Source organism: Hydrogenophaga sp. YM1 (assembly GCF_016903055.1).
Taxonomy (GTDB): Bacteria; Pseudomonadota; Gammaproteobacteria; order Burkholderiales; family Burkholderiaceae_C; genus Hydrogenophaga; species Hydrogenophaga borbori.
Window position 1 is genome coordinate 3,255,123 of sequence record NZ_CP070223.1, and the last position, 24,921, is coordinate 3,280,043.

Genomic DNA, 24,921 nt, shown 5'->3' on the forward strand with positions numbered 1-24,921 from the left:
TTTTCGAAAACCATCAATCGCGAACGACTTCGCGCCATGTCAGGCGGCCACGCACCGGCGTCAAGCCAAGGTTGACCCTAATCGACCCCATGGTGCCAGTTGAACCGCCCACGACGAGTTGATTACCCACCAAAATTGCCTCCCCCGGCATTCCAATGCCCAGATCGACTGCGCCAATGTATGCGCCATTCACCGTGTCGTCCAAGAAACTGCCATTGTCATTTACATCGAAAAATGGCCGGGTTAAGGCCGCCCCAGTGAATGGATTGATCGCGGCGACAACACCCGTACCGCCAGGCACGCACTCGTCGAACTGCGGACGAATGATGCTGGCCACCAACGCCGGCTCGACCGCCCGAAGGGTATTGGAAGCGGTGATGATGCGCTCCGGTTGCGGCAGGTCGATATAGAAGCCCCGCTTGCCAACCATGTCGTTTGCCGATGCAGATGAAAACGTGCGGACATTTCGCCCAGCAAAAGTCACTGACAAACTCATGGTGCGCGGCACAAGCTCGTTGCGACCCGTGGTGATGGGCGCGCCATCGTCGATCAAGCCGTACCATGATTGCGAAGCAGCGCCTGCGGGCGGCGTGACATTGTCGCCTGTTCGAAAATAGCTGCCGGTTCCGAAATGCACAAACAGCTTACCGAAGTTGGCATCTGCATTGACGAAGTTGCGCACGAGGCGAAGTTGGGCTGTGATGGGCTGTGCGTTGCCCGCGGCATCTTTCGCAACATACAAGGGCTGACCTGCATAAGCCACGCCCCAGAGGCTGGGGCTTGAACTGCTGAGATCGAACTTCCAAACGTTGCCCATCATGTCACCGGCGTACACGTGATCGATATAGCCGTCGTTATCAGAGTCAAACACACCGGGCGCAGCCAGTCCGTTGTCACCACCCGCACTGGTAGCAATTCTGCGGATGAGTGCGCCAGTCTCGAGATTAATGATGTAGAGAGCGGCTCGCGCGTTCGCGCTGTTGTATCCGTTCCCGACGATAACCACCCAGACGTCCGAGCCATCCACCTTCATGCGCGCCACCACCGGACGGCCAAGAACATGTCCCATGTCGTCCATTTCCGGATCGCTCAGCGAGGTCTCCCACAGAACGTTCGAGCCATCGAAGGTGTTTGGGTTGGTGACATTCAATGCAAACAAGCCGCGCCCGCCGCGCCCAAGAGCGGCGACGAGAAGGTTGCGCCCTGTGGTTTGACTTCTCGAGGTGACCGCGATTTCGCCGTCAACAAAGTAGCGATGACTCTCGTTGTAACCCAGCTCCGACAACGCCCGAATTCCCGCACATGCCGAACCTGAGCATGAGGCGGGCTTTGGCATCACGCTGCTGGGAATGTACGCAAAGACTTCTTGGCCGTTCTGGGCGTTGAAAGCGTGCAGCATCCCATCGTTTGCCCCTACATACAGGGTATCGGTGTCTTTTGCATACACCGGGGACGAATGCGCGATATCGCCAAGCACGGTCGCTCCGCGGTCTCGAAGGCTACCGCCGTTCTGCAGTTCACGCGATCGATTACCCCGAAGATAATTGACCAAATTCGCATCATTTTTGAAGAGCGCCAGATCACCATTGGCCGTCAGAATGTCGCCGGTGAACTCCGCACTGCCCACAAGAGCATTGGGTGAGGTGTAGAAAATGCGCCGCCCAACGTCGTTCAACAAGTGATCTGAAGCACGCCAGCTTGCCGTTTCGTTCACACCCTTGGAGGTGATGCCTTTCGCCTCCAATTCCCCCGCCCAATTTTGAGCATTGAACTTGGCCTGGAATGCACGGGTGTCCTCGCGCAAGTCGGTCGAGTTGGAGCTAATATTTCCAGCGGAACCGCTTTTGTCAATAATGCTATTGAAGGTCTTTCTCAACGTATCCTTCAACGTCAGAGGGTTTTGGACCAAAAAGTAGGTATCGGGAACACCGTCGTTGTCCGCGTCCCACTCCACCGACAGATTGGGCGTTTTACTCTTGTCGCGATCGACGAAACCGCCGTACTTCGCCGCATACCAAAGCGGATTGTTCAAGAACGCAGCGCCCCCCGTTGTTCCGGGATTAAACACAAAAGTGTTGGGCGTCTCGCCAATTTGCGGCAAACGATCGCAGTTGGCAGGCCGATTGGACGCGACATCACACATGCCAGACTTTTTGCTGGGGTCCGGCGCATTCAGGAAGTAGTACCGTGAGGAGCTTTCGTCCTGCGCCACAAGATAGGGGCCATCACGATCCGTACCAGAGATCACATAACCCATCACCTGCTGCGCGCCACCCGCTTGATAACGCGGCGTCACGGTCACTGAGAGCGTGTTATTGGCATTGGCCTCGACCCGGTACTCCGCAATCGCATCCATGTCGTGATCACCACCCTGCTCCACGTCTTCGAAGTTGATCTGAAATCGTGCTGAATACCGGCCGCCATTCACCGTCGCATCAAAATCATTGGCACTCGAGTTAACGATGGACTCGACATAAAAATCAACGATCTGGTTGGTCGGCTGATAGGCGCCCTTTGTATTGGATACGCCATTGCCTCCGACCGTCTTGGCAAATGGCACCAGGCTGATTTCCTTACCATTGGGCAATTTCGCAACGATTCGCGGCAGTGGTGAGCTCAGGGCCACAGCATAGGTGTCGGCATACACCTCGCGACCGGCACCGAATTCCGGCCGCAAGTTTCGGGTTTTGGCATAATACGCAATTGATGCAGCATAAAAAGAGCCATCCTTGGTCGGCTCTTCGGGAGACAGGCCACGAATATTGCCCAGTGAGCTGACTTCCTTGGGCGTGGGGGAACGGTCATCGACGGAGCCCGACTGAGCGATGAAGAACTGCCGCCCCGTGATATTGGACTCGATCGCCGTGATTGTGCCGCCGAGGGCGGTTACGTTTAGACCTGTGATGTCCCCCGAAAAGTAGCTGTTTGTTGTTCCGCGCAACGGAAAACTACTACCGGGCAATTGATCGGAATCGTATGAGGGGCTGATATCAGAAATCGTCAGCAAGTTGGGACGCGCGCAGAACGGCGCCTTCGCTTTGCTATTCGTCCTATCGTAGGGGTCGTCCCAGGTCACCCGGCTAAGACCCACGGCGGTGTCCATCGTGGTGCCCGTATTGAAGGCCGTGGTTGGCGCCTTTTTGCCGGAAAAATAGCGAACCGCCTCATACATCATTTCGGCGATGGGATTTCCCCAATCAACCAATTGACCTTCTGTTGGGTCCTTAGAAGAGTCGATATATGGACCGCTTTTCCAGTATTCGGACGAACTACTGCTCTGGTTGAAACCTCGAATTCTTAAGTTATTAAAGGTATTTACGATCGAAGCTGTACTCGCGAACTGCCCGGTCGTGGCATTCACTTCATCGGAGAAGGACGACACCACTTTTCGCAAGCGGCCGCCCGAAAAGTGTTGATCGTAGCTGCCCGTGATAAGGCCAAACAGCATTGCGCCATTTTCGCCATATTCATGCAAAATTCCGATCGGTTTGTACTGATTATTCGGATACAAGCGACATTCATTGTGAAAAGCAGCGGTGCAGACCTCGACTCGGATGACAAGATCCCGCTGATTTCCTGTGCCGCTCGGGAACGCCCCTGACGAGAGATCGTTTTGCAGCACCGGCCGCTCTTTTGACGCCCACTCCCAGATGCGCTTGTTGTTGCCCACATTGGAACGTATACGCAATAACGGCTGCAGATTGCTGCAATTGTCCAACGTCGCGCAGCTCTGACTGCGGTTGGCTGTCAGACTGCCAAAGAAGTGACGTGTACTGGCGTTGGGGGGCTCATCCAGATCGGTGTAGTCACTGATTCTGTAGTTGTGACTGCTGTGAAACTCCTTGCCCCAACTGTGCGCATCTTGGGGAATATAGGCGCGGCGCAACACGGTCTGCGAATTGGTGTCCACGTCCCGATACCCGCCGTAGAGCACTTTGCGCAAGGCGTCAATGCGGCTGGTGCTAACGTAGTTAAGCCAATTGCCCGACCACTCGCCCGAACTGCCCCCCACCGTGCAACGCCCCAGACTGTCAGCCTGAGAAGCCGGCTGGAACATCGACGCAGCGCTGTTATATGAGTAGCACAAGCCCGAGTCGAACAAGCCGTAGTAGGTGATGCCGGGTTTGAAGTAGAGGTCCAGCTGACCATCACCGTCGAGATCACTGGCGTCGTTGTAGGCTTCGTAAAAGAACTTGTGATCACGCCCGGCGATCAGCATGGTCATCGGCTTGGCGCTGACCATCGCGGTGAGCGGCTGCGCCGGCCACTCAAGCGCTTGGCTTGGCGTGTAAAGCAGGCCCAGCCCGAGGGCAAGCGCCGCAGTCAGCCCAGCACGACGAAGTGGGGTATGGTGCATCTGAATCTCCGTTCGGTCTGGCTCAATCGGTGGCGTAGATGGACTGCAACATCACCACTGCACGATCGGCGCCAGGTGCACTCCGGGCGGTGATCCGGTAGCGCTTGCAGTCGTTTGTGGAAGCCGGGTTGCCTGGCTGACAAGGAAAGGTGTCGCCCAGGTACTCAACAATGTATTGAGGAGTGATGGAGATTCCTCCATTGACAACTACCGTGGCCGAATGCCAACCGCCTGGATTGGGCGGCACGGCCAACAAGGGGTCTAGCCAGCGCTCGGTGTTGGCGGGATTGGGTGCGCCGCAAATGCCGTTGACACAGGCGGCTAAAGCGGCCGGAGTAGGACGGGCTGTTTCCACGATCGACTCGGCCTCTTTCAAGGCGGCCTCGGCCGCTTGAAACGACAAACCGCGATCGTACGTATTCGCGCTCATGCGCTCTTCCAGCGCAACCCCGCGCATCGCAGCGAGGCCTACCAAGGTCATCAGCACCAGCAGGATGAGCGCGACGACCAGGGCAACCCCGCGCTGCCGACCGATCCGAAGACGTCGATGGGTCAAGGACACATGGCTCGGCTTCATGGCGCAGGACGGTTGCGAAGGTTGACGACGTGAAACAGCTGTCGCCGCAGCGGCTGCTGATCTGTTCCCACTCGATTGGTGGTCTCCAAGTCCAAGGTCAGTCGCACGGCCACCACCAAGTCCGCGGCCGCGTTGTCCCAGGCGGCCACCGCACTCGCCGTCACCCAGTCATTGCCGAGATTTCCACTCGTCTGGTTGCGCAACAAGAATTGCGCCTGCATGCCTGTCACGCTTTCAGCCACTTCTTCCGGCACCCCTGTGCGGTTCATCCTGTACAGCGACGTCCCTCCTCGAGGGTTGTGGCCGACGTACCAGAAGTTGGCGGTGTACCGCGACACCATGCCGCCCGGCTGAAAGGTCTTGGGTGACCCGAGGGGAAAGCCGAGATCGGTGGTGGTGTTGAGGGTACCCGCTTGAGCGTGCGTCAAGCTTCCGATTGGTGCGCCAGAGACGGCCGACAGCTGAGCAATGGCCGCACTCGCGCCATCGCAGACCATCACAACGTCACCTGCTGCAAGATCGTGATTGGGTGTATTCAACGAAAAGACATGGGTCGTGGGGTTGTGACCTGTCACGACAAAGCCGTTAAACATGCCGCCACTGAGCACCGCAACCGCATGCGTTCCAGCCACCCGCTGCCCCACGCCCAATCCGAATGGCACGATGCCTACCGTGTCCTGAGTCTCGTCGTAACCACGAATGACACCGCCGTCCCAATCGGCCCACCACGTCGCCGCGGCATTGTTCAGCACATTCGCCGTAACGGTGGCTCCGCACAGGTTACCCCCCGCCTGCCGCACGTCTCGCGCCATCAATTCGAAAGCAACACGGGCGTTCTCCTGGAGACGAGCCAACCCCTCGTTCGCTCGGGCCGCCTGTTGGTTGCTCAGGAAAATGCTGATAACGCCACCAACGATGATCAGCCCCAGAACGAGTGCCACCATCAACTCGACTAGGCTGAAGCCTCGCACACGCGAGCGTGAGCTGCGACAGCTCATTCGATAGACCAAGCGCACATTCCTCATAGCCGGCTACTGGTGGTGAAGGTCTGGTTGCCCAGGCCGCCGGCTCGGCTGTCATCCCAAACGATCGTAACGGTGCAAACTCCAGCCGCATCACAGCTGATGGCGCCGCAGGTGTCATCGGTATCGCCGAGCGTGTTACGCATACTTTGCAGCCAGTGCTTACGGCTATTGCCCGACAGGTCTGCAGTCGCGACCGCATCGGGACTGCACGTGGAGGGCATGTTGTAGTTCAACGCAATGGCTCCAACACGATCTGCACGCAAAACATCGAGCATGTAATAGCTCAACATCACAGCTTGGCTGCGACCGTAACTGCTCTGATTGGCTTTCAGTGCATTGGCTTGCAGGCCAGCCATTCCCAGCAGGCCCAAAGACAGCACCAGCACGGCAACCAGAACTTCAATCAAGCCAACGCCACGCTCTCGCGCGAAGAAGGAACGCCGAAGCGGTCTCGATGTTGCGTGCGTCACTGCGGTTTTCACGGTGTCGGGCATGAGTCATCCACATTTCCGGGAGTGGTAGAGGTTAGGCGGCCTGTCGCCAGCACCTCGATGTCGCGCGCTCGATTGCTGTTCGAGAGCACTTCGGGGTAGCAGACTCGGATTCGACCACCTTGCAATGCGCCAGCCATGGTCCTCATGGTGCCGTCGGCGGCGAATGACAGGAAATTCGCGGCGCCGGCGTTACCCCTGACCAACAGAGGCGGTGCCAATGCCTGACCATGGAGTAGCACAGTTTCCCCGGCATCCACGCTGGGGTTGACGGCCGCCCGGGTAACATCGGTGAAGCTGATCCAGCCCTGCTCCCACCCTCCGGCGACCGTGCAAGAAACGCCGTCGGCGCTCTTGCACAAGGTGATGCGCCCACCTCGCCGAATGGCCTCACTGCGTGCCGCAGCGATAGCACTGATCAAGTCATTTGTGGATGCCGTCAATCGATTGCCGGCCAGAGCGCTGCGAAAGCTGGGTACGGCGATCGCCAACAGAATGGCGAGCATAGCTACAGCGACCATCAGTTCGATCAGCGTGAAGCCGTTCAGCACCAACGAGCGCCTTTTTTTACTGGTAAGGAGTAGCCGAGCTTGCATCCCGACATGTTTCCGCGTCCCGGCTCGCCAGCACGCTCCGACAGACAAGCGTCTGCGAGGCAACGACGAGTGGTTACAAACGGATGCGTTTCGCATCGAGAGGATGACTGAGGCCATTCGGCTCACCAGCCAGCAAAATGGGGGTATCGGTATCCTCGCCCCTGCCGGCACTGCCCTCCTCTTTCAAACTGACGAAAGGCCGTTTTGGCCGCACGACCACTTGATCATGGGCCAGATGCCGCGCGCGGTGCCCATTGGCCTGTGGCCGCAGGGGCTCAGGTCGGAATGGCCCCCGGCAAGGGGCCAAGCTCGAAGGCCCGCACCTTCACCCCCTGAGTCGCTCCACGACGGCCGTCCGGGCCGCTGTGTTGCGCCGGCCGCCGCAGGGCCTTGCGCTCGCGGGTGGCACGCTTGTCGTCCTCCGCCCGCATGTGGGTTCACGGGGCGGCCATCGCGCGGCGAGCCAACCACCGAAGGTAGCGGCGAGGGTGGCTCTGCCGCCGAGCAGCACCTGGCGGTGCGAGAGTTCGCGGGAATCGCTGGCGTGGTCGGACATGGGAGGGCCCCTTCTGGTTGGGGAAAGCGCTTCGAATCCGATCGAAAGCAGATAAAGAGTCCCGCGAGTCGCATAATGGTGAGCGCACCCGACACCGCCAGCTCGCCATGCCCCCCAACCGCCCCGACCCCGCCATCGCGCTGCACGGCGCCTCCAACTTCCGCGACCTCGGCGGCCTGGCCGGCGACGGCGGGCGGCGCGTGCGGCGCGCGCTGGTGTACCGCTCCGACCACCTGGGCCGCCTGAGCGACGAGGACCTGCAACGCCTGAACGCGCTGGGCGTGTCGCACTGCGTGGACCTGCGCGGCCCCGCCGAATGCCGGGCCCTGCCCAACCGCCTGCCGGGCATCACCATCGAGCACCTGAGCATCGACCCCACGGTGCTGCGCCGCGTGCGCGAGCGCCAGAAGCAGGGGCAGCCGCTGGGCCGGGCCGAGGCGGTGGCCCTGATGCAGGAGACCTACCAGGACTTCGTGCGCCTGCGGGGCGCCGTCTTCGGCCAATTGCTCGCGCGCATCGCGAGGCGCGAGGCACCGCTGGTGTTCCACTGCACCGCCGGCAAGGACCGCACCGGCATGGCCGCCGCGCTGCTGCTGGGCGCGCTGGGCGTGCACCGCGACGAGGTGATGGCCGACTACCTGCTCACCAACCGCCTGTACCGGCGCGACACGCGCGTGGAAGAGCCCGCGCCGCCCGAGGTGCTGGAGGTGCTGTGGCAGGTGCAGCCCGAGTTCCTGCACACGGCCTGGCGCTGCATCGACGAGGAGTTCGGCGGCCTGGACGCCTACCTGGCCGGACCGGTGGGGCTGGACGGGGCGGCGCGCGAGCGGCTGCGCGAGCGGTTGCTGGCCGAGGCCTGAGCGGGTTCGCGGACTCAGCCGCGCCCTTCGCCCGCGACCGGCTGAGCGCCGCGCCAAGCGCCGTCTCGACAAGCGCCGTCTCGATAGGCCTGCGGCGTGAGGGCGTGCTGACGGGCGAATGCCCGCTGCAGCGCGTCCACCGACCGGAATCCGCTGCGGCTCGCGATGCGTTCCTGGGTCCACTGCGTCTGCACCAGCAGTTGCGCCGCCGCGGCCACGCGGGCCCGAACCACGAAGCGGGCCGGCGTGCAACCCACCTCCGCCGCGAACGCCCGCGCGAAGTGGCGGGCGCTCATGCCCGAGCGTTCCGCCAGCGCCTCCACCGACAGGTCCTCCTGCAGGTGCGTGCCGATCCATGCCACGACCTCGCGCAGGCGCCGGCTGGCCGCCGACTGCGCCTTCAAGGCCGGGCTGAGCTGTGGCTCGCGCGCGCCGCGCAGCAGGGGCAGCGCCAGCGTGCGCGCGATCTCCATCGCCACCGCGTGGCCAAGGTCGTCCTCCACCAAGGCCAGCGCCAGCTCAAGGCCCGTGGTGACGCCGGCCGAGGTCCACACCGGCCCATCGCGCACGTAGATGCGTTCGCGCAGCACGCGCGCCTGGGGACGCAGCACCTGCAGTTGGTCGCAGACGCGCCAGTGGGTGGTGGCCTCGCGGCCGTCGAGCAGGCCGGCGGCGGCCAGCGCGAACGCGCCGCTGCAGACGCTGGCGACGCGGCGCGCGCCCCGCGCCTGCCGCGCCAGCCAGGCGCCCACCTGGTGTTCGGCAATGGCCGCCCGGACCGCCGGCTCGTCGCCGCCGCAGACGATCAGCGTGTCGATCGGCGTGGGCAAGCGCTCGAATCCCGTGGTGTCGGCCAGGCGCAGGCCGGCGTTGGTCGGCACCGTGTGGCCCGAGGGCGACGCGATGTGCAGCCGGTAGCTGCCGGGGCGCAGCGCCTCGGCTTTGCTGAACACGCTGGAGGGCCCGGCGACGTCGATCGCCTCGACGCCATCGAACACGACGAGAACCAGGTGTCTGGCAGGAATCGCGGCCTCTGTGTCCTTGTCCGGCGCGTGGGAGGTTCGTAGGCTCATGGCACTCAGGAGCTCAAGATGTTCACACCCCTACTCTACTTATCAAGGCCGGCCGGCGGGTTCGCCGCCGCGCCGGTCCCACGCCGCAACGGCGACGGCGCGCCATGAAACACCGCACACCGCTGCGCGCCGCGTTGGCTGTCGCCGCCTTGGGCCTGGTGGCCTTCGGGGGCTGGATCGCGTCCTTGCCGGCCCCGCCCGCCCCGGCGGCCGCCCAGCCGGTCCCATCGGCGCAGACCCAGGCCACGCTGGCGGCGCTGGCTCCACCCAAGCGCCCGCGCCCCCTGGTGGCCATCGTCGGCCTCAACGACGCGACCGAGACGACCGACTACCTCATGCCCTACGGCATTCTTCGGCGATCCGGCGTGGCCGATGTGGTGGCGCTCGCGACCGAGGCCGGTCCGGTGAAGCTCTACCCCGCGCTGACGGTGGAAGCGGACGCGACGCTCGCGCAGTTCGATGCGCGGCACACCGATGGCGCCGACTACGTCATCGTGCCCGCGATGAGCCGGGACGACGACCCGAGGGTGCTCGCCTGGATTCGCGCCCAAGCGGCCAAGGGCGCGATCGTCATCGGCGTGTGCGCGGGCGCCAAGGTGGTCGGCGCGGCCGGCCTGCTCGACGGCAAGCGGGCGACGACGCACTGGTACTACCTGGACCAGTTGCGCGAACGAACGCCGTCGATCCGCTACGTGGCGGACCGGCGCTTCGTGGTCGACCAGGGCGTGGCGACCACGACGGGGATCTCGGCCTCCATGCCGATGTCGCTGACGCTGATCGAGGCCATCGCGGGCCGCGAAAAGGCCGAGGCCACCGCGCGCGACCTGGGCCTGGCGCACTGGGACGCGCGCCACCGCAGCGCGGCGTTCCGCTTCACCCGGCCATTTGCGCTCACGGTCATGGGCAACACCCTCGCCTTCTGGAACCGCGAAGCGCTGGGCATTGAGCTCGTGCCCGGAATGGACGAGGTGTCGCTGGCCTTGGTGGCGGACGCCTGGTCGAGAACCTACCGCTCGCGGGCGGTGGCGTTCGCGCAAGCGCCGGGACCGATCGAAGGCCGCCATGGCCTGCGCCTCCTTCCCGATCGGGTGAGCGTGGAATGGCCGGCGCAGCGCTTGCTGCCGGCCATCACCGCCGCTCCCCCTGCGCAGGCCTTGAACGACGCCCTCGCGCGCATCGAGGGCCGCTACGGCGCCAAGACGGCCGAGGTGGTGGCGATGCAACTCGAGCTCCAGCCGTCCCGCTGAGCACGGTGGTCCACCCGTCGGGGCTCAGGGCGGAACGTCCAGCGGTGGCCGTGGCGCGCCCCCGGACCGGGCCGCCGGCCGCCACTCGCTCCACGCATACGCCGGCAGGGCCAGCGCCAGCGGCATCAGGTAGTGCGCCGCGCGGTAGGCCAGCACCGCCGCCAGCGCCTCGTTCAGCGGCACCACGCCCGCCAACGCCGCCGCCACCACCGATTCCAGCACCCCCAGACCCGAGGGCACATGCGTCAGCGCCCCCGCCACGCCGGCCAGCAGCAGCGCGCCCAGCACGGTGGGGTAAGGCACGCGGCCCTGCAGCAGGTTCCACAGGCTCAGGGCCATCAGCGCCCACACCGTGGCGCCCATCGCCGCTTGCACCAGCGCTACGCGACCGCTCGCCAGCGGCAACGTGTGGCCGCGCCAGCGCAGCGCCTTGCGCTCGCTGAAGGCGCACAGCGCGTGGTAGCCCACGGCCACCAGCAGCAGCACGGCGCCCAGCGCGCGCAGCGCGCCGCTGTCCGGTGCCCAGGGCGCGCGCAGCGGCGGCGGCGCGACCAGCAGCACGGTGCCCAGCACCCAGCACCAGCCGAGCCAGTTGGCGATGAAGCTGTGCGTGACGATCTGTCCCACCGTGCCCGCCGACAGGCCGGCCCGCGTGTACAGGCGCAGCCGCATGCCCACGCCGCCGATCAGCGCGCCGAAGTTGAGGTTAAAGGCATAGGCGATGGCGGCCACCGCGAGCGTGCGCCCGCGGGTGATGCGCGCGCGCACCAGCCGGCGCCCGATGAGGTCGTAGCAGGAGAACAGGGTGTGGGCGCACAGGGCCAACGCCATGGACACGGACACCACGCCCAGCGGCAGCTCGCGCAGCGAGGCCCACACCCGGGCCCATTCCACCTCGCGCGCCTGTTGCGCCACCAGATAGAGCACGGCCGCCGCCAGCAGCCAGGGCAGCCAGCGGCGCGCGTGCGGCCACAGGCGCTTCAAGGCCCGGCCCGAGCTCATCGCCCCTCCTGCACGGGCGCGGGCTCTGGCTGGACGGGCACCACGCGCGGGCTGGCATGGTGCGCCCAGCGCGCCCAGGCCGGGAAACGCCGCAGCGCATGGAACACCACCAGGCTGCGCAGCACGATCCAGGCCGAGCGCAGCCGGCCGGGCCGCGACAGGCGAACGGGCTCGCAGCTGCGCCGCAGCACCTGGTCCAGCGTGTCGCGCAGCACGGCGGCGAAGGCCTGGTCGCGCACGACCACGTTCGCCTCCAGGTTCAGGCTCAGGCTGGTCGGGTCCAGGTTGCTCGATCCCACCGTGGCCCAGTGGTCGTCGATGACAGCCACCTTGGCGTGCAGCGGGCGCTCGGTGTATTCGTGGATGCGCACCCCCGCGCGCAGCAGGTGTTCGTACAGCAGCATGGTGGCGCGCTGCACCCAGGGCATGTCGGGATTGCCCTGCAGGATGAGGTCCACGCGCACGCCGCGGCGCGCCGCGCGGCGCAGGTCGCGCACCAGGCGGTAGCCGGGGAAGAAGTAGGCATTGGCGATGAGGATGCGCGAGCGCGCGCTGCGGATGGCGGCGCGGTAATGGCGCTCGATGTCGGTGGTGTGGCGGTCGTTGTCGCGCGTGACGAAGGCGGCCACCGCGCCCTCGTCGGGTCGCGGTGGGTCGTCCGGGTGGCGACGCTGGCGCAAGCGGCGCCAGCGCTGCAGCCACATCTCGCGCGGGGGCTGCGGCGTGTTCAGCTTGGTGCGGCAGTAGGCCTCGATCTGCTCGACCAGCGGCCCCTCCAGGCGCACGGCGTAGTCGAGCTTGGCCTGGGGGTCCAGACCGATGACGTGGTCGCGCGAGTAGTTGATGCCCCCCACGAAGGCCACGCGCCCGTCGACGACGGCCAGCTTGTTGTGCATGCGCCCCAGCATGTTGATGCGCGCGCCAAAGAGCCGGCGCACCGGTTCGAAAGCGCGCAGCCGCACGCCCGCGTCGAGCAATCCCTGGGTGAACTCCGCCCCCAGGTCGGGCGACCCCCAGCCGTCGACGAGCACGTGCACCTCGACGCCGCGTTCGGCGGCGCGCATCAGCGCGGCGCGCAGCTCGCGGCCCACCGAATCGTCGAACCAGATGAAGGTCTCGATCAGCACGGCGTGCTTCGCCGCGTCGATGGCCTGGAACACGCAGGGGTAGTAGTCCTCGCCGCAGCACAGCAGCTCGATGCGGTTGCCCGGCAGCCAGCGCGAGTTCATGGAACGGGTGGCCGTGTTCATGCGGCCTCCCCGAGGCGAACCTCCGCCGCCAGCGGCGCGTGGTCGGACAGGCGCGACCAGGGGTGGCGCGGCATGGGCAGCGGCCGCACCGAGGCCACGCCACGCACGTAGATGCGGTCGAGCCGCAGCAGCGGCCAGGCGGCCGGGAAGCTGCACGCGTGCCGTCCCTGGGTCTGGCGGAACACCTCGCTCAGGCCGATGCGCGCGAGCCGCGCGTCCGCGCGCTGGCGCCAGTCGTTGAAGTCGCCCGCCACGATCAGGGGTGCGTCGGGCGGCACCTCGCTTTCGATGACCTCGCGCAGCGCGGCGATCTGCGCCTGGCGATCGCGCTCCAGCAGGCCCAGGTGCACGCACATCAGGTGCAGGGCGGGCAGCGCTCCGTGACTCACCACGCAGTGCAGCACGCCGCGCTGCGGCACCGTGTGCGGCCCCGAGAGACAGTGGTTGCGGCTCTTGACGATGGGAAAGTGCGAGAGCACGGCGTTGCCGTAGCTGTCGCGCGGCGCCACGGCGTTGCGGCCGTAGGCGTGGTCCTTCCAGATGCTGTCGGCCAGGAACTCGTACTGCGACACCCCGGGGTGTCGCTCGTCCGGCTCGCCGCCGCCGCGCACCTCCTGCAGGAAGACCAGATCGCTTTGGACCGCGCGCACGGCCTCGCGCAACTCGTGCAGCACGAAGCGCCGCTTGAAGAAGCTGTACCCCTTGTGGATGTTCACCGTCAGCACACGCAGGCTCCCCCGCTCTCTCTGCACGGGCATTGCACACTCCTTCCGGTCGCGCCCGGCGACGTCTTGTTCATGAGGCCGTCCATGGTGCGCGTGCCAGTGGGGGGCTGGGGCAACCACCGGTAAATGCGCCCCCGGCGCAGCCGGTCGCTGCCTGCCGGCTGATTGACATTTCGGCTGGGGGTGCTAAGGGGCCGCATCGGGCGCCGGGGGGGCTGCGCGGCGTGCGCGCGGCGGCGGGGGCCCCGGGGCGATCGGCTACAGTGTTCGGCTGTTCTCGCCCGCCTCCCGCCCGCCCGCCGACCGTGACCGACTCCCTGGCCGCCCACACCCCCATGATGCAGCAGTACCTGGCCCTCAAGGCCGGGCATCCGCACACGCTGCTCTTCTACCGCATGGGGGATTTCTACGAACTGTTCTACGAGGACGCCGAGAAGGCCGCGCGGCTGCTGGACATCACGCTGACGCAGCGCGGCCAATCGGCCGGCAAGCCGGTGGTCATGGCCGGCGTGCCTTTCCATTCGGTGGACACCTACCTCGCGCGGCTGATCAAGCTCGGCGAGTCGGTCGCGATCTGCGAACAGGTGGGCGACGTGGCCACGGCCAAGGGGCCGGTGGAGCGCCAGGTGGTGCGCGTGGTCACGCCCGGCACCCTGACCGACGCCGAGCTGCTGTCGGACAAGAGCGAGTCCCTGCTGATGGCCGTGCACGCGGGCGCGCGCACGGGCTGCGGCCTGGCCTGGCTGTCGCTCACGCAAGGCATCGTGTTCCTGGCCCAGTGCGCCAGCGACGAACTGGCCGACTGGGTGGCCCGCCTGGCGCCCGGCGAACTGCTCTACAGCGCCGAGACCACGCCCGCCTTCGAGCAGCGCGTCATGGCCCTGGCCGGCGCGCCCACGCCGCAGGGCGGCAAGCTGGTCACGGTGCTGCGCCCGGCCTGGGCCTTCGACGCCGCGCTGGGCCAGCGCAAGCTGCTCGAGCAGCTGCAGGCCGCCAGCCTGGCCGCCTGGGGCGCCGAGGACCTGGGCGACGCGCACGCCGCCGCCGGCGCCCTGCTCGCCTACGCCGAACACACCCAGGGCCGCGCGCTGGCCCATGTGCGCAGCCTGCAGGTGGCGCGCATCGACGAGCGCATCGACCTACCACCGAGCACGCGCCGCAACCTTGAGCTGGTGCAGACCTTGCGCGGCGAGAGCAGCCCCACGCTCTTCTCGCTGCTCGACACCTGCGCCAGCGGCATGGGCAGTCGCGCGCTGCGCCAGTGGCTGCTGGAGCCCCGGCGCGACCGCGCCGAAGCGCGCGAGCGCCTGGGTGCCATCGGCGTGCTGCGCGCGGGCCCCTGGCAGCGCCTGCGCGAGCGGCTCAAGGGCTGCAGCGACGTCGAGCGCATCACGGCGCGCATCGCGCTGCGCCAGGCCAAGCCGCGCGAGCTGGTTGGCCTGGGCCAGACCCTGGGCCGCGCCGGCGAACTCGCGTCGGCCCTGGCCCCGCTGGACACCGACGCCCTGCTCGCCCGCCTGGCCACCCATCTGCAGCCGCCCGCCGGCTGCGCCGAGCTGCTGCAGCGCGCCCTGCTGAGCGAACCCTCGGCGCTGGTGCGCGACGGCGGCGTCATCGCCGACGGTTTCGACCCCGAGCTCGACGAGCTGCGCGGCCTGCAGCAGAACAGCGACGCCTTCCTCATCGAGCTGGAGGCGCGCGAGCGCGCGCGCACCGGCATCGCCAACCTGCGCGTGCAGTTCAACAAGGTGCACGGCTTCTATATCGAGGTCACGCAGGGCCAGCTCGACCGCGTGCCCGACGACTACAAGCGCCGCCAGACGCTCAAGAACGCCGAGCGCTTCATCACGCCCGAGCTCAAGGCTTTCGAGGACAAGGCGCTGTCGGCGCAGGAACGTGCGCTGGCACGCGAGAAGTGGCTGTATGAAGGCCTGCTCGACAGCCTTCAGGCCTTCATCGACCCGCTCACCACCCTGGCGCGCGCGCTGGCCGCGCTGGACGCGCTGTGCGCGCTCACCGAGCGATCGCTCACGCTGAACTGGTGCGCGCCCAGCTTCGGCAGCGAACCGGGCATCGAGATCCGCGGTGGCCGCCACCCGGTGGTGGAGGCCCGCCTGGCCGAGACCGGCGCGGGCGCCTTCATCGCCAACGACACGGTGCTGGGCCCCAAGGCGCGCATGCAGGTCATCACCGGCCCCAACATGGGCGGCAAGAGCACCTACATGCGGCAGGTGGCGGTCATCGCCCTGCTGGCCAGCATGGGCAGCCACGTGCCCGCGCAGTCGTGCCGCCTGGGCCCCATCGACGCCATCCACACCCGCATCGGCGCGGCCGACGACCTGGCCAACGCCCAGTCCACCTTCATGGTGGAGATGACCGAGGCGGCGCAGATCCTGCACACCGCCACGCCCAACAGCCTGGTGCTGATGGACGAGATCGGCCGCGGCACCTCCACCTTCGACGGCCTGGCGCTGGCCGGCGGCATCGCCGCGCACCTGCACGACAAGGCGCGCTGCTTCACGCTGTTCGCCACCCACTACTTCGAACTCACCGAGTTCCCCGCCACGCACCACGCGGCCGTGAACGTGCACGTGAGCGCGGCCGAGGGCGGCAGCAAGGGCATTGTGTTCCTGCACCAGATCGAGCCCGGCCCCGCCAGCCGCAGCTACGGCATCCAGGTGGCCCGGCTGGCGGGCGTGCCCGCCCCGGTGGTGCAGCACGCCCGCCACGCCCTGGCCGCGCTGGAGGCGCACAGCGCCGAGCAGCAGACCCAGGTCGACCTGTTCGCGCCGCCGCCCGCGGCCGAGGCGCCCGAAGCGCACCCGCTGGTGGCCGCCCTGGCCGCCATCGACCCCGACACGCTGAGCCCGCGCGACGCGCTGGACCAGCTCTACCAGCTGAAAAAACTCGCCCAACAGGCCGCCACCGAGGCCGGGAGCCCGTCATGACCTACTGCGTCGCCGTCAAACTCAAGGCCGGCATGGTCTTCCTGTCCGACTCGCGCACCAACGCGGGCCTCGACCAGATCAGCTCGTTTCGCAAGATGATGGTCTACGAGAAGGCCGACGACCGCTTCATGTGCCTGCTGTCGGCGGGCAACCTGAGCGTCTCCCAGTCGGTGCGCGAGATGCTGCAGACCGAGCAGCTCGACGACCACGAGGGCGGCGAGCCCATCACCATCTGGAACGCGCGCAGCATGTTCGACGCCGCGCGCGTGCTGGGTGCGGCGGTGCGCCACGTGTGGCAGCGCGACGGCGAATCGCTGCAGCGCGCGGGCGTGGACTTCAACGTCTCGCTGATCTTCGGCGGCCAGATCCGCGGCGAGGGCATGCGCCTGTTCCAGGTCTATTCGGCCGGCAACTTCATCGAGGCCACGGCCGAGACGCCCTTCTTCCAGATCGGCGAGTCCAAGTACGGCAAGCCCGTGCTCGACCGCGTGATCACGCCCGAGACGCCGCTGGACGAGGCGGCCAAATGCGCGCTGGTGTCCATGGACTCCACACTCAAGTCCAACCTGTCGGTGGGCCTGCCGCTGGACATGGCGCTGTACGAAGCCGACACCCTGCGCATCGACAAGATCGTCTGCATCGAAGAAAACAACCCCTACTTCCGCATGGTGCGCAGCACCTGGGGCCGCAAGCTGCGCGAAGCCTTCGACGACATCGAGCACCCCACCTGGGACGGCAGCCAGACCAGTGTGCCGCTGATCTGCGACAGCGAGCGCCTGGGCCCGCTCAAGAAAATCACCAACCCGCGCGAGCGCCTCATCTAAGGCGGTGCGAGAGAGCCCCGGCGTGATCGTCTTCTCCCACGCCAACAGCTTCCCCGCGGGCACCTACCAGGCGCTGTTCCGCTCGCTGCGCGCGCGCGGTCACACCGTGCGCGCGGTGGAGCAGTTCGGCCACGACCCGCGCTACCCCGTCACCAGCAACTGGCCGCACCTGGTGCAGCAGCTGGCCGACTTCGCCGCCGCCGAGGTGGCGCGCACGGGTCAGCCCCCCTGGCTGGTGGGCCATTCGCTCGGTGGCTTCCTCAGCCTCATGTGCGCGGCGCGCCACCCCGAACTGGGCGGCCAGCGCGTGCGCGGCGTGCTGCTGATCGATTCGCCGCTGCTGGGCGGCTGGCGGGCGCGCACGCTGGAGCTGGTCAAGCGCACGCAGCTGGTGGGTTCGATCTCGCCCGGACGCATCAGCCGCAAGCGCCGCCAGGCCTGGCCCGACGCGGCCGCCGCCCTGGAGCACCTGCGCCACAAGCGCGCCTTCGCGCACTGGGACCCGCAGTGCCTGAGCGACTACATCGAGCACGGCACGCACGACGCCGACACGCCCCAGGGCCCTCAGCGCGTGCTGAACTTCGACCGCGAGGTCGAGACGGCCATCTACAACACCCTGCCCCACAACCTGGACCGCCTGCTGCGCCGCCACCCGCTGCGCTGCCCGGTCGGCTTCATCGGCGGCACCCGCTCGCAGGAAATGCAGCAGGTGGGCATGGCCATGACGCGCCGCGTGCTCGGCCCAGGCGGCGAGGCACGCCAGCGTTTGATCGAAGGCTCGCACCTGTTCCCCATGGAGCGGCCCCAGGAAACGGCCGCCGCCATCGACGAGCTGCTGGCCGCGATGGCCTGAGCGCAGGCACCGGACCACCCCCGTATCGCCCCCGATGGTGGAGGCCCCCCATCGATATATGCTCGCCGCCGTGACCACCGACGACGCCCCGCCCGCCGACGCCACCCCCGACACCGCCAGCGCCCGAGCCTTGCGCCGGCTGCGCCTTCTGCTCACTTCCTGGAACCCGCACCGCCACCCCTGGTGGCTGCGCATCGGCGTGGCGGTGCTGCTCACCGCCGCCGCCACCGCGCTGCGCGTGGCGCTGGCGCCGGCAGAAAGCGGCGGGCGCTTCGTCACCCTCACGCTGGCGGCCGCGGTCTGCGCGCTCTACGGGGGTTTTCGCATCGGCATGCTCAGCACGCTGCTGGGCATGGTGGCGGTCAACTTCCTCCTGGTGAAGCCCTACTTCAGCTTCGCCATCAGCGACCTCCACGAGGCCTTCTGGCTCAACTTCTGGCACCTGCTCACGCAGCTCGTGGTGGTGGGTTCCATCGCGCTGATGCAGCGCCAGACGCGCGAGCTCCATGCCACCATGGAGCAGGCCCGCCGCAGCCACCAGCGCATGCTCGACACCTTCGAAAACAGCGCCACCGGCGTCGTGCACACCCGCCCCGACGGCCGCTGGATCCGCATCAACCGCAGCTACTGCGAACTGCTGGGCTACACGCGCGAAGAACTCGAGCGCACCAACTGGCAGCAATACACCCACCCCGACGACCTGGCGGCCGACCTGGCGCAGATGCAGCGCGTGCTGCGCGGCGAAACCGACCACTACACGATGGAGAAGCGCTACTTCCACAAGCGCGGCCACATCGTCTGGGTGCTGCTGTCGGTCGCGCTGATCCGCAAGGCCGACGGCTCGCCCGACTACGAGATCGCGGTGGTGCAGGACATCACCGAGCGCAAGGCCATCGAGGAGGCCTTGCGCACCAGCGAGCGGCTGCTGTCCCAGGCGCAGGAACTGGCCCAGATGGCCGGCTGGCGCTACGACGCGGCGCGGCGCGAGTTCACCTCGCTGGGCAACGCGCACGTGATCATGGGCATCCCGCGCTCGGTGTTCAGCGACCTGGACATGGTGGCCGCCACCCACCCCAACGACCGCGAGCGCATGCAGCAGGCCTGGGCCGACGCCTTCCGGCTCGGCCGGCCCTACGACATCCAGTACCAGCTCAACCTCACGGGCGACTGGCGCTGGGTCTCGGTGCGGGCCGAGTTCGAGCGCGACGCCACCGGCCGCGTGACCCACGGCCTGGGCATGCTGCTCGACATCACCGAACACAAGCGGGCGGAGCTGCAGATCCAGCAGCTCAACGCCTCGCTGGAGGAGCGCATCCGCGAACGCACCCAGGCCCTGAAGGCCGCGTACGACGAGCTGGAGAGCTACTCCTACGCGGTCGCGCACGACCTGCGCTCGCCGCTGCGCATCATCAACGGCTTCGCCCAGGCGCTGAAGGAAGACAACCCCGCGCTGCCGGCCGAAAGCCACCGCCACCTGGCGCGCATCCGCGAGGCGAGCAAGAAGATGGGCGAGCTCATCGACGGCCTGCTCAAGCTGTCGCAGATGGCGCGCGGCGAACTGCAACGCGCGCCGGTGGACCTGTCGGCCATCGCCACGCGGCAACTGCGCGAGCTGGCGGCCACCTCGCCCGAGCGCCAGGTGAGGTGGTCGGTGCAGCCGGGCCTGGTGGCCCTGGCCGACGAGCCGCTGATCGAGGCCCTGCTGCAGAACCTGCTGCACAACGCCTGGAAGTACAGCGCCCAGACCGAGAGGGCGACCATCCAGCTGCACATGCAGGAGCGCGACGGTCGGCGCGAGTTCGTGGTGGCCGACAACGGCGCGGGCTTCGACATGGCGCGCGCGGGCAAGCTGTTCCAGCCCTTCCAGCGGCTGCACCTGCCGCAGGAATTCGCCGGCCTGGGCATCGGCCTGGCCACGGCGCGGCGCATCGTGCTGCGCCACGGCGGCGAGCTGCGCGCCGACAGCGCGCCAGGCCAGGGCGCGCGCTTCTACTTCACGCTGCAGCCGCAGGCCTGAATCGGGCGCTCGTCAGGCCGTCCAGTTGATCCAGCCGCCCCAGGCGGTGAACGCGATCAGCACGCCGAACGCGATGCGGTACCAGGCGAAGGGCACGAAGGTGTGCGACGAGACGAAACGCAGCAGCCAGCGCACGCACACCCAGGCCGACAGCCAGGACACGATGAGGCCGGTGGCGAAGAACGGCAGGTCGGCCATGGACAGCAGGTCGCGGTTCTTGTAGAGGTCCAGCGTGGCCGCGCCCAGCAGCACCGGCAGCGCCAGGAAGAAACTGAACTCGGTCGCCGCGCGCCGGCTGTAGCCCACCAGCATGCCGCCGATGATGGTGGCGCCCGAGCGGCTCACGCCCGGCACCAGGGCCAGGCACTGGATCAGGCCGACCTTGAGCGCGTCGGTCCAGCGCACGTCGTCCACGGTGTCCACGCGCACCGGCGCGCCGCGCGCCTGGCGCGCCTCCGCCCAGAGCATGATGAAGCCGCCGACGATGAAGCCGGCCGCCACCACGAAGGGGTGGAACAGCACGCTCTTGATGACGCCGATGAACAGGAAGCCCAACACAGCCGCCGGCAGGAAGCCGATCAGCACGTTGGCCGTGAAACGGCGCGCCACCGCGTCGCCCGTGGGCAGGCCGCGCAGGGTGTCGAGGATGCGCTGGGCGTAGACCGAGACGATCGCCAGGATGGCGCCGGTCTGGATGACGACCTCGAAGACCTTGACCTTCTCGCCCGTGAGGCCGAGCAGGTGGCCCGCCAGGATGAGGTGGCCCGTGGAAGAGACGGGCAGGAATTCGGTGAGGCCTTCGACCACGCCCATGAGGGCGGCCTTGATCAGCAGAATCGGGTCCATGCGGTGGGGGGGTTCGGAGAACGCGGTGGGGCAGCCGGGCATTCTAGGTGGCGCGCCGGCCGCGGCCCGCCGGCGCGAAACAAAGCGCAACGGCCGCCCGTGCGGCCGCGTGCTATGTTCGCGGCCATCATGCCCAAGACCCTGCGCTACACGCTGATTTCGCTCAAGGAGATGCTGCTGTCGGGCAGCCCCATCGTGCTGATCACCATCGCGCTGGTGGCCTTCACCTGGTGGTGGCTCAAGCCCAATCCGCCCACGCGGGTAGTGCTGGCCACCGGGCCGGAACAAAGCGCCTACGACACCTTTGGCCAGCGCTACGCCGAGGCGCTCAAGCGCCACGGCATCACGGTGGAGCTGGTGCGCACCGAAGGCTCGGCCGACAACCTGGACCGGCTGCGCGAGGGCACGGTGGAGCTGGGCTTCGTGCAGGGCGGCACCGCCGACATGGGCTACGACGACGACGAGAGCATCGTCTCCCTGGGCAGCCTCTTCGTGGAGCCGCTCTGGCTGTTTTACCGCGAGGCCGCCGCGCGCAAGATCAGCCCCAGGGATGGCACGCTGCGCAACCTGGCCGAGCTCAAGGGCTGGCGCGTCAACGTGGGCACACCGGGCAGCGGCGTGCCGCGCCTGTTCAACCGCCTGCTGGAGGTCAACCGCATCGAGCCCGGCCAGATCACGCTGAGCCGGCTGGAGCAGACGCCGGCCACCGTGGCCTTCCTGGACGGCCAGCTCGACGCCGTGGTGTTCGCTTCGGCGCCCGAATCGCTGATGGTGCAGATGCTGCTGCAGACCCCGGGCGTGAAGCTGCTGGACTTCGCCCAGGCCGAGGCCTACTCGCGCCGCTTCGGCTACCTCACGCCGGTGACCATGCCACAGGGCATGGTGGACCTGGCGCGCAACGTGCCGCCGCGCAACGTGCGCCTGGTGGCCTCCACCACCTCGCTGCTGGCGCGCTCGGACACCCACCCGGCCATCCTGCAGCTGTTCGCGCAGACGGCCATGGAAGTGCACAGCGGCGCCGGCTGGTTCAACCGCGCGCGCGAATACCCCAACCTGGAGCACAGCGAATTCCCCGCGGCGGGTGAGGCCGAGCGCGCCTACAAGGGCGGCCTGCCCTTCCTGCAGCGCTACCTGCCCTTCTGGGCGGCCAGCGTCGTCGAGCGCATGTGGCTGGCGCTGGGCCTGATCATCGCGCTGGCGCTGCCGCTCTCGCGCATCGTGCCGCCGCTCTACACCTTTCGCATCCGCTCGCGCGTGTTCCGCTGGTACGCGGAGCTGCGCGAGGTGGAGCAGCGCGCCGAGTCGGGCAGCGCCACGCCCGACGACCTGCTGGAGCAGCTCGACGGCATGGAAGCCAAGGTGGAGAAGGTGGTGGTGCCGCTGTCGTACACCGACGAGCTGTACGCGCTGCGCAACAACATCCACCTGGTGCGCAAGAAGCTGCTGCGCCGCCGGGACAGTGGCGGCGGCGACCCCCAGGACGAGGAAACGCCCGTCCGCACGGCGGCGGATCGCGTCGGCTAACGCTTGCCCGAGTTCTTGAGGGCCTGCTGGGCCACCGCGTCCAGCGCCTCGTCGACCACGCTGTGGTCGGCCACCACGCGCAGCTTGTCCTGCTCGATCAGGCGGTCCACGCCGCGGCGCGTCATGGACATCGATTTTCCCGAGGCGGTGCCGAACAGGAACAGCGTGCCGTGCGGGCTGGCCCAGGTGAGCTGCACGCGCAGCGCCTGGCCTTCCTGGTACAGATCGAACCAGCTGCCCACCGCGAGCGAGGTGGCGTCGCGCAACACCATCCCGGCCTTGATGTCGACCCATTCGCGCTGCATGGGCTGCGTGGCCGCGAAGCCGGGCTGCGTGGTCTCGGGCAGCGAGTCGTCGTAGAAATTGGTGGCCTTCGCTTCGTGCTGGCGCATCCAGAGCTCGGCGTCGTCGGGATTGAGCACGCTGGCGTCGGCCTCGGCAGGCGCGGGTGCGGCCTCGCCGCTGCGCTGGGTCTTGTAGGCGGCCTCGTGCAGGCCCATGAGGGTCTGGAAGAAGGCCTCGACCTTGTCGCGCGGGTAGTCGATGGCGTCCAGGCCTTCGCGCAGGGTGCGCAGCACCGGCGGGATGATGCGCACCAGGCGCGGCCGGTTCTGGCTGGCCAGCGCCAGCTGGCTGGACCACAGCAGATCGGACAGGATGTCGACGTAGCGCTTGGAGGTGGGGTCGCCCGAGGTGAGCGGCGGGTTGTCGGCCTCGTCGATGCGCGCCTTGGCCACCACCTGCGCCCACACGCCGGTGAGAAAGCGGCGCACCGGGCCCGGCGTCCTGGGGTAGTCGGGCCGGGCACGGAATTCGTTGGCGATCTTCTCGGCCAGCAGCTTGCGCTGCTCCACCTTCACCAGGGTCTGCACGGCGCGGCCGCGCGCCTCGCGCTCGCCGCGCGGCACGGCGCGGTCCTCGGACTGGCGCAGCTGGTCGAGCAGCGTGGGGAAGCGGTCGGCCAGGTCGGTCTTGCCGGGGCGGCGCAGTTCGTACACCACGTGCCGCAGCTCCTGCAGGAAGCCGCTGTAGCCCTCGTCCTGTTCGCTGGTGAAGGCCAGGCTGCGCGCGGTCACGGCATCGAGCAGGCGCCGCGCGGGGTTGTTGCGGTCGGCGAAGAAGCGTGGGTTGCTGGTGGCGAGCTCCAGCAGCGCGGGCTTCATCTCCTGCAGGTGGCCGCGCACCGGCTTGAGCAGGCGCTTGTCGGTGGCGATGCGCTGCATCATCAGCGTCACCACCTCGCCGGCCAGCGCGCGGGTCATGGCGTCGTTGGCGCGGCGAGCGCCCTCGCCGCCTTCGGTGTCGCCCACCAGCAGGCGGTGCAGGTGGTCCAGCGTGAGCAGGGCCTCCTGGTCGCTCATCGGGCCTTCAAGCAGGTCCTGGCCCATGAGTTCTTCCTCGACCACGGCGCGCGACTCGGGCGCCATCACGACCGCGTAGCCGGCCGGCTGCACGCCCTGGGCGTTGAGCCAGGCGCTCAGGTGGCGGTAGAGCAGATCGAGCGATTCACCGAGCGACGTGGCGCCCACGCGCAGCCAGCGGGCGCGCGCGGCGGGCGTCACGTCCAGGCCCTTCAGCGAGGACAGCAGGGTTTCGACGAACACCTGCACGCGCAGCGGATTGAGCTCGGCGTTGACCACCTTGAAGCCCTGCGCGGTGGACAGGCGCGCGGTGAATTCGTTGAAGGCGTCGTCGGCCGACAGCATGGCCGTCTGCTGCGCGCGGGCGATCTCCACGCGCTCGTGCACCTGGTCGTCGCCCATGAGTTCGAGTTCGTCCAGGCTGAGCGCGGGCTTGCGCGCCTGCGCGCTCGCGGCCGGGGCCTGCTCCAGCCGGTCGGCCAGGGCGGACAGCCAGTGGCGGGCCACCGCGTCGCGCTGGCGGTGCACCGACTGGTGGGCCTCCAGCAGGGCCTGGCGCTCGTGAATCTGGGTCTGCGCCAGCTCACGCTCGCGCAGCAGGCCGTGCACGCGGTCGATCCAGGCGGGGATCCATTGCCGGCACTGGTCCAGTGCCTCCTTCAGGCAGAGGTCAAGGGCCGGGAGGGGGGAATTGGGCATGGCAAAGGCATCGACGACGAACGGCGGGGGCATTGTGCCCCGCGAACCATAGTCCCAAAAGGGCGGAAAAGGCCAGCCCGCCCCGGCAAT

At 67.6% G+C, this 24,921-nt stretch carries 18 protein-coding genes; 7 read left to right on the top strand and 11 right to left on the bottom strand.

Translation table 11 applies throughout. The features are described from left to right. Window positions 1–13: 13 nt before the first annotated feature. The 5 genes from JNX00_RS15325 to JNX00_RS15345 are packed head-to-tail and all read right to left on the bottom strand — an operon-like array spanning window position 14 to window position 7,001. A complete protein-coding gene (locus JNX00_RS15325) occupies window positions 14–4,357 on the bottom strand; it encodes a PilC/PilY family type IV pilus protein (protein ID WP_204742791.1) in 4,344 nt (1,447 codons plus the stop codon). A gap of 22 nt (window positions 4,358–4,379) precedes the next feature. Then, window positions 4,380–4,934 carry a PilX N-terminal domain-containing pilus assembly protein gene (locus JNX00_RS15330; protein ID WP_070397610.1) on the bottom strand — a complete coding sequence of 185 codons (555 nt, stop codon included), beginning with the start codon at window positions 4,932–4,934 and terminating at the stop codon, window positions 4,380–4,382. Continuing rightward, window positions 4,931–5,959, bottom strand: coding sequence for a prepilin-type N-terminal cleavage/methylation domain-containing protein (locus tag JNX00_RS15335; protein ID WP_337178788.1), 1,029 nt, complete (start codon window positions 5,957–5,959; stop codon window positions 4,931–4,933). Before JNX00_RS15335 ends, JNX00_RS15330 begins: the two co-directional genes overlap by 4 nt. Next, window positions 5,956–6,453 (bottom strand): type IV pilus modification protein PilV, encoded by a 498-nt coding sequence (pilV, locus tag JNX00_RS15340; protein WP_139146932.1) that lies wholly within the window; start codon window positions 6,451–6,453, stop codon window positions 5,956–5,958. Before pilV ends, JNX00_RS15335 begins: the two co-directional genes overlap by 4 nt. Beyond that, window positions 6,438–7,001 (bottom strand): GspH/FimT family pseudopilin, encoded by a 564-nt coding sequence (locus tag JNX00_RS15345; protein ID WP_275564512.1) that lies wholly within the window; start codon window positions 6,999–7,001, stop codon window positions 6,438–6,440. Before JNX00_RS15345 ends, pilV begins: the two co-directional genes overlap by 16 nt. 708 nt (window positions 7,002–7,709) lie before the next feature. Here JNX00_RS15345 and JNX00_RS15350 point away from each other — a divergent pair. Next, on the top strand, window positions 7,710–8,462 hold the full coding sequence (locus JNX00_RS15350) for a tyrosine-protein phosphatase (protein ID WP_204742794.1): 753 nt from the start codon (window positions 7,710–7,712) through the stop codon (window positions 8,460–8,462). A 14-nt stretch (window positions 8,463–8,476) separates the two neighbouring features. Here the strand turns inward: JNX00_RS15350 and JNX00_RS15355 are convergent, their stop codons facing one another. Then, the gene (locus tag JNX00_RS15355) at window positions 8,477–9,535 is read right to left on the bottom strand and encodes a DJ-1/PfpI family protein (protein ID WP_204742795.1); all 1,059 of its coding nucleotides are present in this window, start codon (window positions 9,533–9,535) and stop codon (window positions 8,477–8,479) included. Window positions 9,536–9,639: 104 nt separating this feature from the next. Here JNX00_RS15355 and JNX00_RS15360 point away from each other — a divergent pair, with 104 nt between their 5' ends. Continuing rightward, on the top strand, window positions 9,640–10,782 hold the full coding sequence (locus JNX00_RS15360; protein WP_204742796.1) for a DJ-1/PfpI family protein: 1,143 nt from the start codon (window positions 9,640–9,642) through the stop codon (window positions 10,780–10,782). 24 nt (window positions 10,783–10,806) lie between these two features. Here the strand turns inward: JNX00_RS15360 and JNX00_RS15365 are convergent, their stop codons facing one another. Genes JNX00_RS15365 through JNX00_RS15375 form a run of 3 tightly spaced genes read right to left on the bottom strand, consistent with a single transcriptional unit; the run spans window position 10,807 to window position 13,792 of the window. After that, a complete protein-coding gene (locus JNX00_RS15365) occupies window positions 10,807–11,784 on the bottom strand; it encodes a lysylphosphatidylglycerol synthase domain-containing protein (protein ID WP_204742797.1) in 978 nt (325 codons plus the stop codon). Next, window positions 11,781–13,034: a cardiolipin synthase ClsB gene (clsB, locus tag JNX00_RS15370; protein WP_204742798.1), complete on the bottom strand. Its 1,254-nt coding sequence runs from the start codon at window positions 13,032–13,034 to the stop codon at window positions 11,781–11,783. The genes JNX00_RS15365 and clsB overlap by 4 nt, the downstream gene beginning before the upstream one ends. Then, entirely contained in the window at window positions 13,031–13,792 is a 762-nt protein-coding gene (locus JNX00_RS15375) for an endonuclease/exonuclease/phosphatase family protein (RefSeq protein WP_204742799.1), read from the bottom strand. Before JNX00_RS15375 ends, clsB begins: the two co-directional genes overlap by 4 nt. A gap of 302 nt (window positions 13,793–14,094) precedes the next feature. On the opposite strand from JNX00_RS15375, the gene mutS reads away from it, so the two are divergent. From mutS to JNX00_RS15395, 4 genes are read left to right on the top strand one after another with little or no spacing between them, the layout of a single operon-like run. Beyond that, entirely contained in the window at window positions 14,095–16,707 is a 2,613-nt protein-coding gene (mutS, locus tag JNX00_RS15380) for a DNA mismatch repair protein MutS (protein ID WP_204745077.1), read from the top strand. Then, entirely contained in the window at window positions 16,704–17,531 is an 828-nt protein-coding gene (locus JNX00_RS15385) for a proteasome-type protease (protein ID WP_070397603.1), read from the top strand. The genes mutS and JNX00_RS15385 overlap by 4 nt, the downstream gene beginning before the upstream one ends. Window positions 17,532–17,553: 22 nt before the next feature. Next, complete coding sequence (locus tag JNX00_RS15390) at window positions 17,554–18,384, top strand: alpha/beta hydrolase (protein ID WP_204742800.1); 831 nt, start codon at window positions 17,554–17,556, stop codon at window positions 18,382–18,384. 58 nt (window positions 18,385–18,442) lie between these two features. Further along, window positions 18,443–20,401, top strand: coding sequence for a PAS domain S-box protein (locus JNX00_RS15395; RefSeq protein WP_204742801.1), 1,959 nt, complete (start codon window positions 18,443–18,445; stop codon window positions 20,399–20,401). A gap of 12 nt (window positions 20,402–20,413) precedes the next feature. Here JNX00_RS15395 and JNX00_RS15400 read toward each other — a convergent pair whose 3' ends face one another. Continuing rightward, window positions 20,414–21,247 carry an undecaprenyl-diphosphate phosphatase gene (locus JNX00_RS15400; RefSeq protein ID WP_204742802.1) on the bottom strand — a complete coding sequence of 278 codons (834 nt, stop codon included), beginning with the start codon at window positions 21,245–21,247 and terminating at the stop codon, window positions 20,414–20,416. A 129-nt stretch (window positions 21,248–21,376) separates the two neighbouring features. On the opposite strand from JNX00_RS15400, the gene JNX00_RS15405 reads away from it, so the two are divergent. Next, the gene (locus JNX00_RS15405) at window positions 21,377–22,771 is read left to right on the top strand and encodes a TAXI family TRAP transporter solute-binding subunit (RefSeq protein ID WP_239478154.1); all 1,395 of its coding nucleotides are present in this window, start codon (window positions 21,377–21,379) and stop codon (window positions 22,769–22,771) included. On the opposite strand, the gene JNX00_RS15410 is transcribed toward JNX00_RS15405, so the two are convergent. Continuing rightward, the gene (locus tag JNX00_RS15410; protein WP_204742803.1) at window positions 22,768–24,831 is read right to left on the bottom strand and encodes a DUF1631 family protein; all 2,064 of its coding nucleotides are present in this window, start codon (window positions 24,829–24,831) and stop codon (window positions 22,768–22,770) included. The genes JNX00_RS15405 and JNX00_RS15410 overlap by 4 nt on opposite strands. Window positions 24,832–24,921: the final 90 nt, after the last annotated feature.

Coding starts and splice junctions, on each gene's coding strand:
- JNX00_RS15325 (WP_204742791.1), bottom strand. CDS start 4,357: ATGCACCATACCCCACTTCGTCGTGCTGGGCTGACTGCGGCGCTTGCC.
- JNX00_RS15330 (WP_070397610.1), bottom strand. CDS start 4,934: ATGAAGCCGAGCCATGTGTCCTTGACCCATCGACGTCTTCGGATCGGT.
- JNX00_RS15335 (WP_337178788.1), bottom strand. CDS start 5,959: ATGAGGAATGTGCGCTTGGTCTATCGAATGAGCTGTCGCAGCTCACGC.
- pilV (WP_139146932.1), bottom strand. CDS start 6,453: ATGCCCGACACCGTGAAAACCGCAGTGACGCACGCAACATCGAGACCG.
- JNX00_RS15350 (WP_204742794.1), top strand. CDS start 7,710: ATGCCCCCCAACCGCCCCGACCCCGCCATCGCGCTGCACGGCGCCTCC.
- JNX00_RS15355 (WP_204742795.1), bottom strand. CDS start 9,535: ATGAGCCTACGAACCTCCCACGCGCCGGACAAGGACACAGAGGCCGCG.
- JNX00_RS15360 (WP_204742796.1), top strand. CDS start 9,640: ATGAAACACCGCACACCGCTGCGCGCCGCGTTGGCTGTCGCCGCCTTG.
- JNX00_RS15365 (WP_204742797.1), bottom strand. CDS start 11,784: ATGAGCTCGGGCCGGGCCTTGAAGCGCCTGTGGCCGCACGCGCGCCGC.
- clsB (WP_204742798.1), bottom strand. CDS start 13,034: ATGAACACGGCCACCCGTTCCATGAACTCGCGCTGGCTGCCGGGCAAC.
- JNX00_RS15375 (WP_204742799.1), bottom strand. CDS start 13,792: ATGCCCGTGCAGAGAGAGCGGGGGAGCCTGCGTGTGCTGACGGTGAAC.
- mutS (WP_204745077.1), top strand. CDS start 14,095: ATGATGCAGCAGTACCTGGCCCTCAAGGCCGGGCATCCGCACACGCTG.
- JNX00_RS15385 (WP_070397603.1), top strand. CDS start 16,704: ATGACCTACTGCGTCGCCGTCAAACTCAAGGCCGGCATGGTCTTCCTG.
- JNX00_RS15395 (WP_204742801.1), top strand. CDS start 18,443: ATGCTCGCCGCCGTGACCACCGACGACGCCCCGCCCGCCGACGCCACC.
- JNX00_RS15400 (WP_204742802.1), bottom strand. CDS start 21,247: ATGGACCCGATTCTGCTGATCAAGGCCGCCCTCATGGGCGTGGTCGAA.
- JNX00_RS15405 (WP_239478154.1), top strand. CDS start 21,377: ATGCCCAAGACCCTGCGCTACACGCTGATTTCGCTCAAGGAGATGCTG.
- JNX00_RS15410 (WP_204742803.1), bottom strand. CDS start 24,831: ATGCCCAATTCCCCCCTCCCGGCCCTTGACCTCTGCCTGAAGGAGGCA.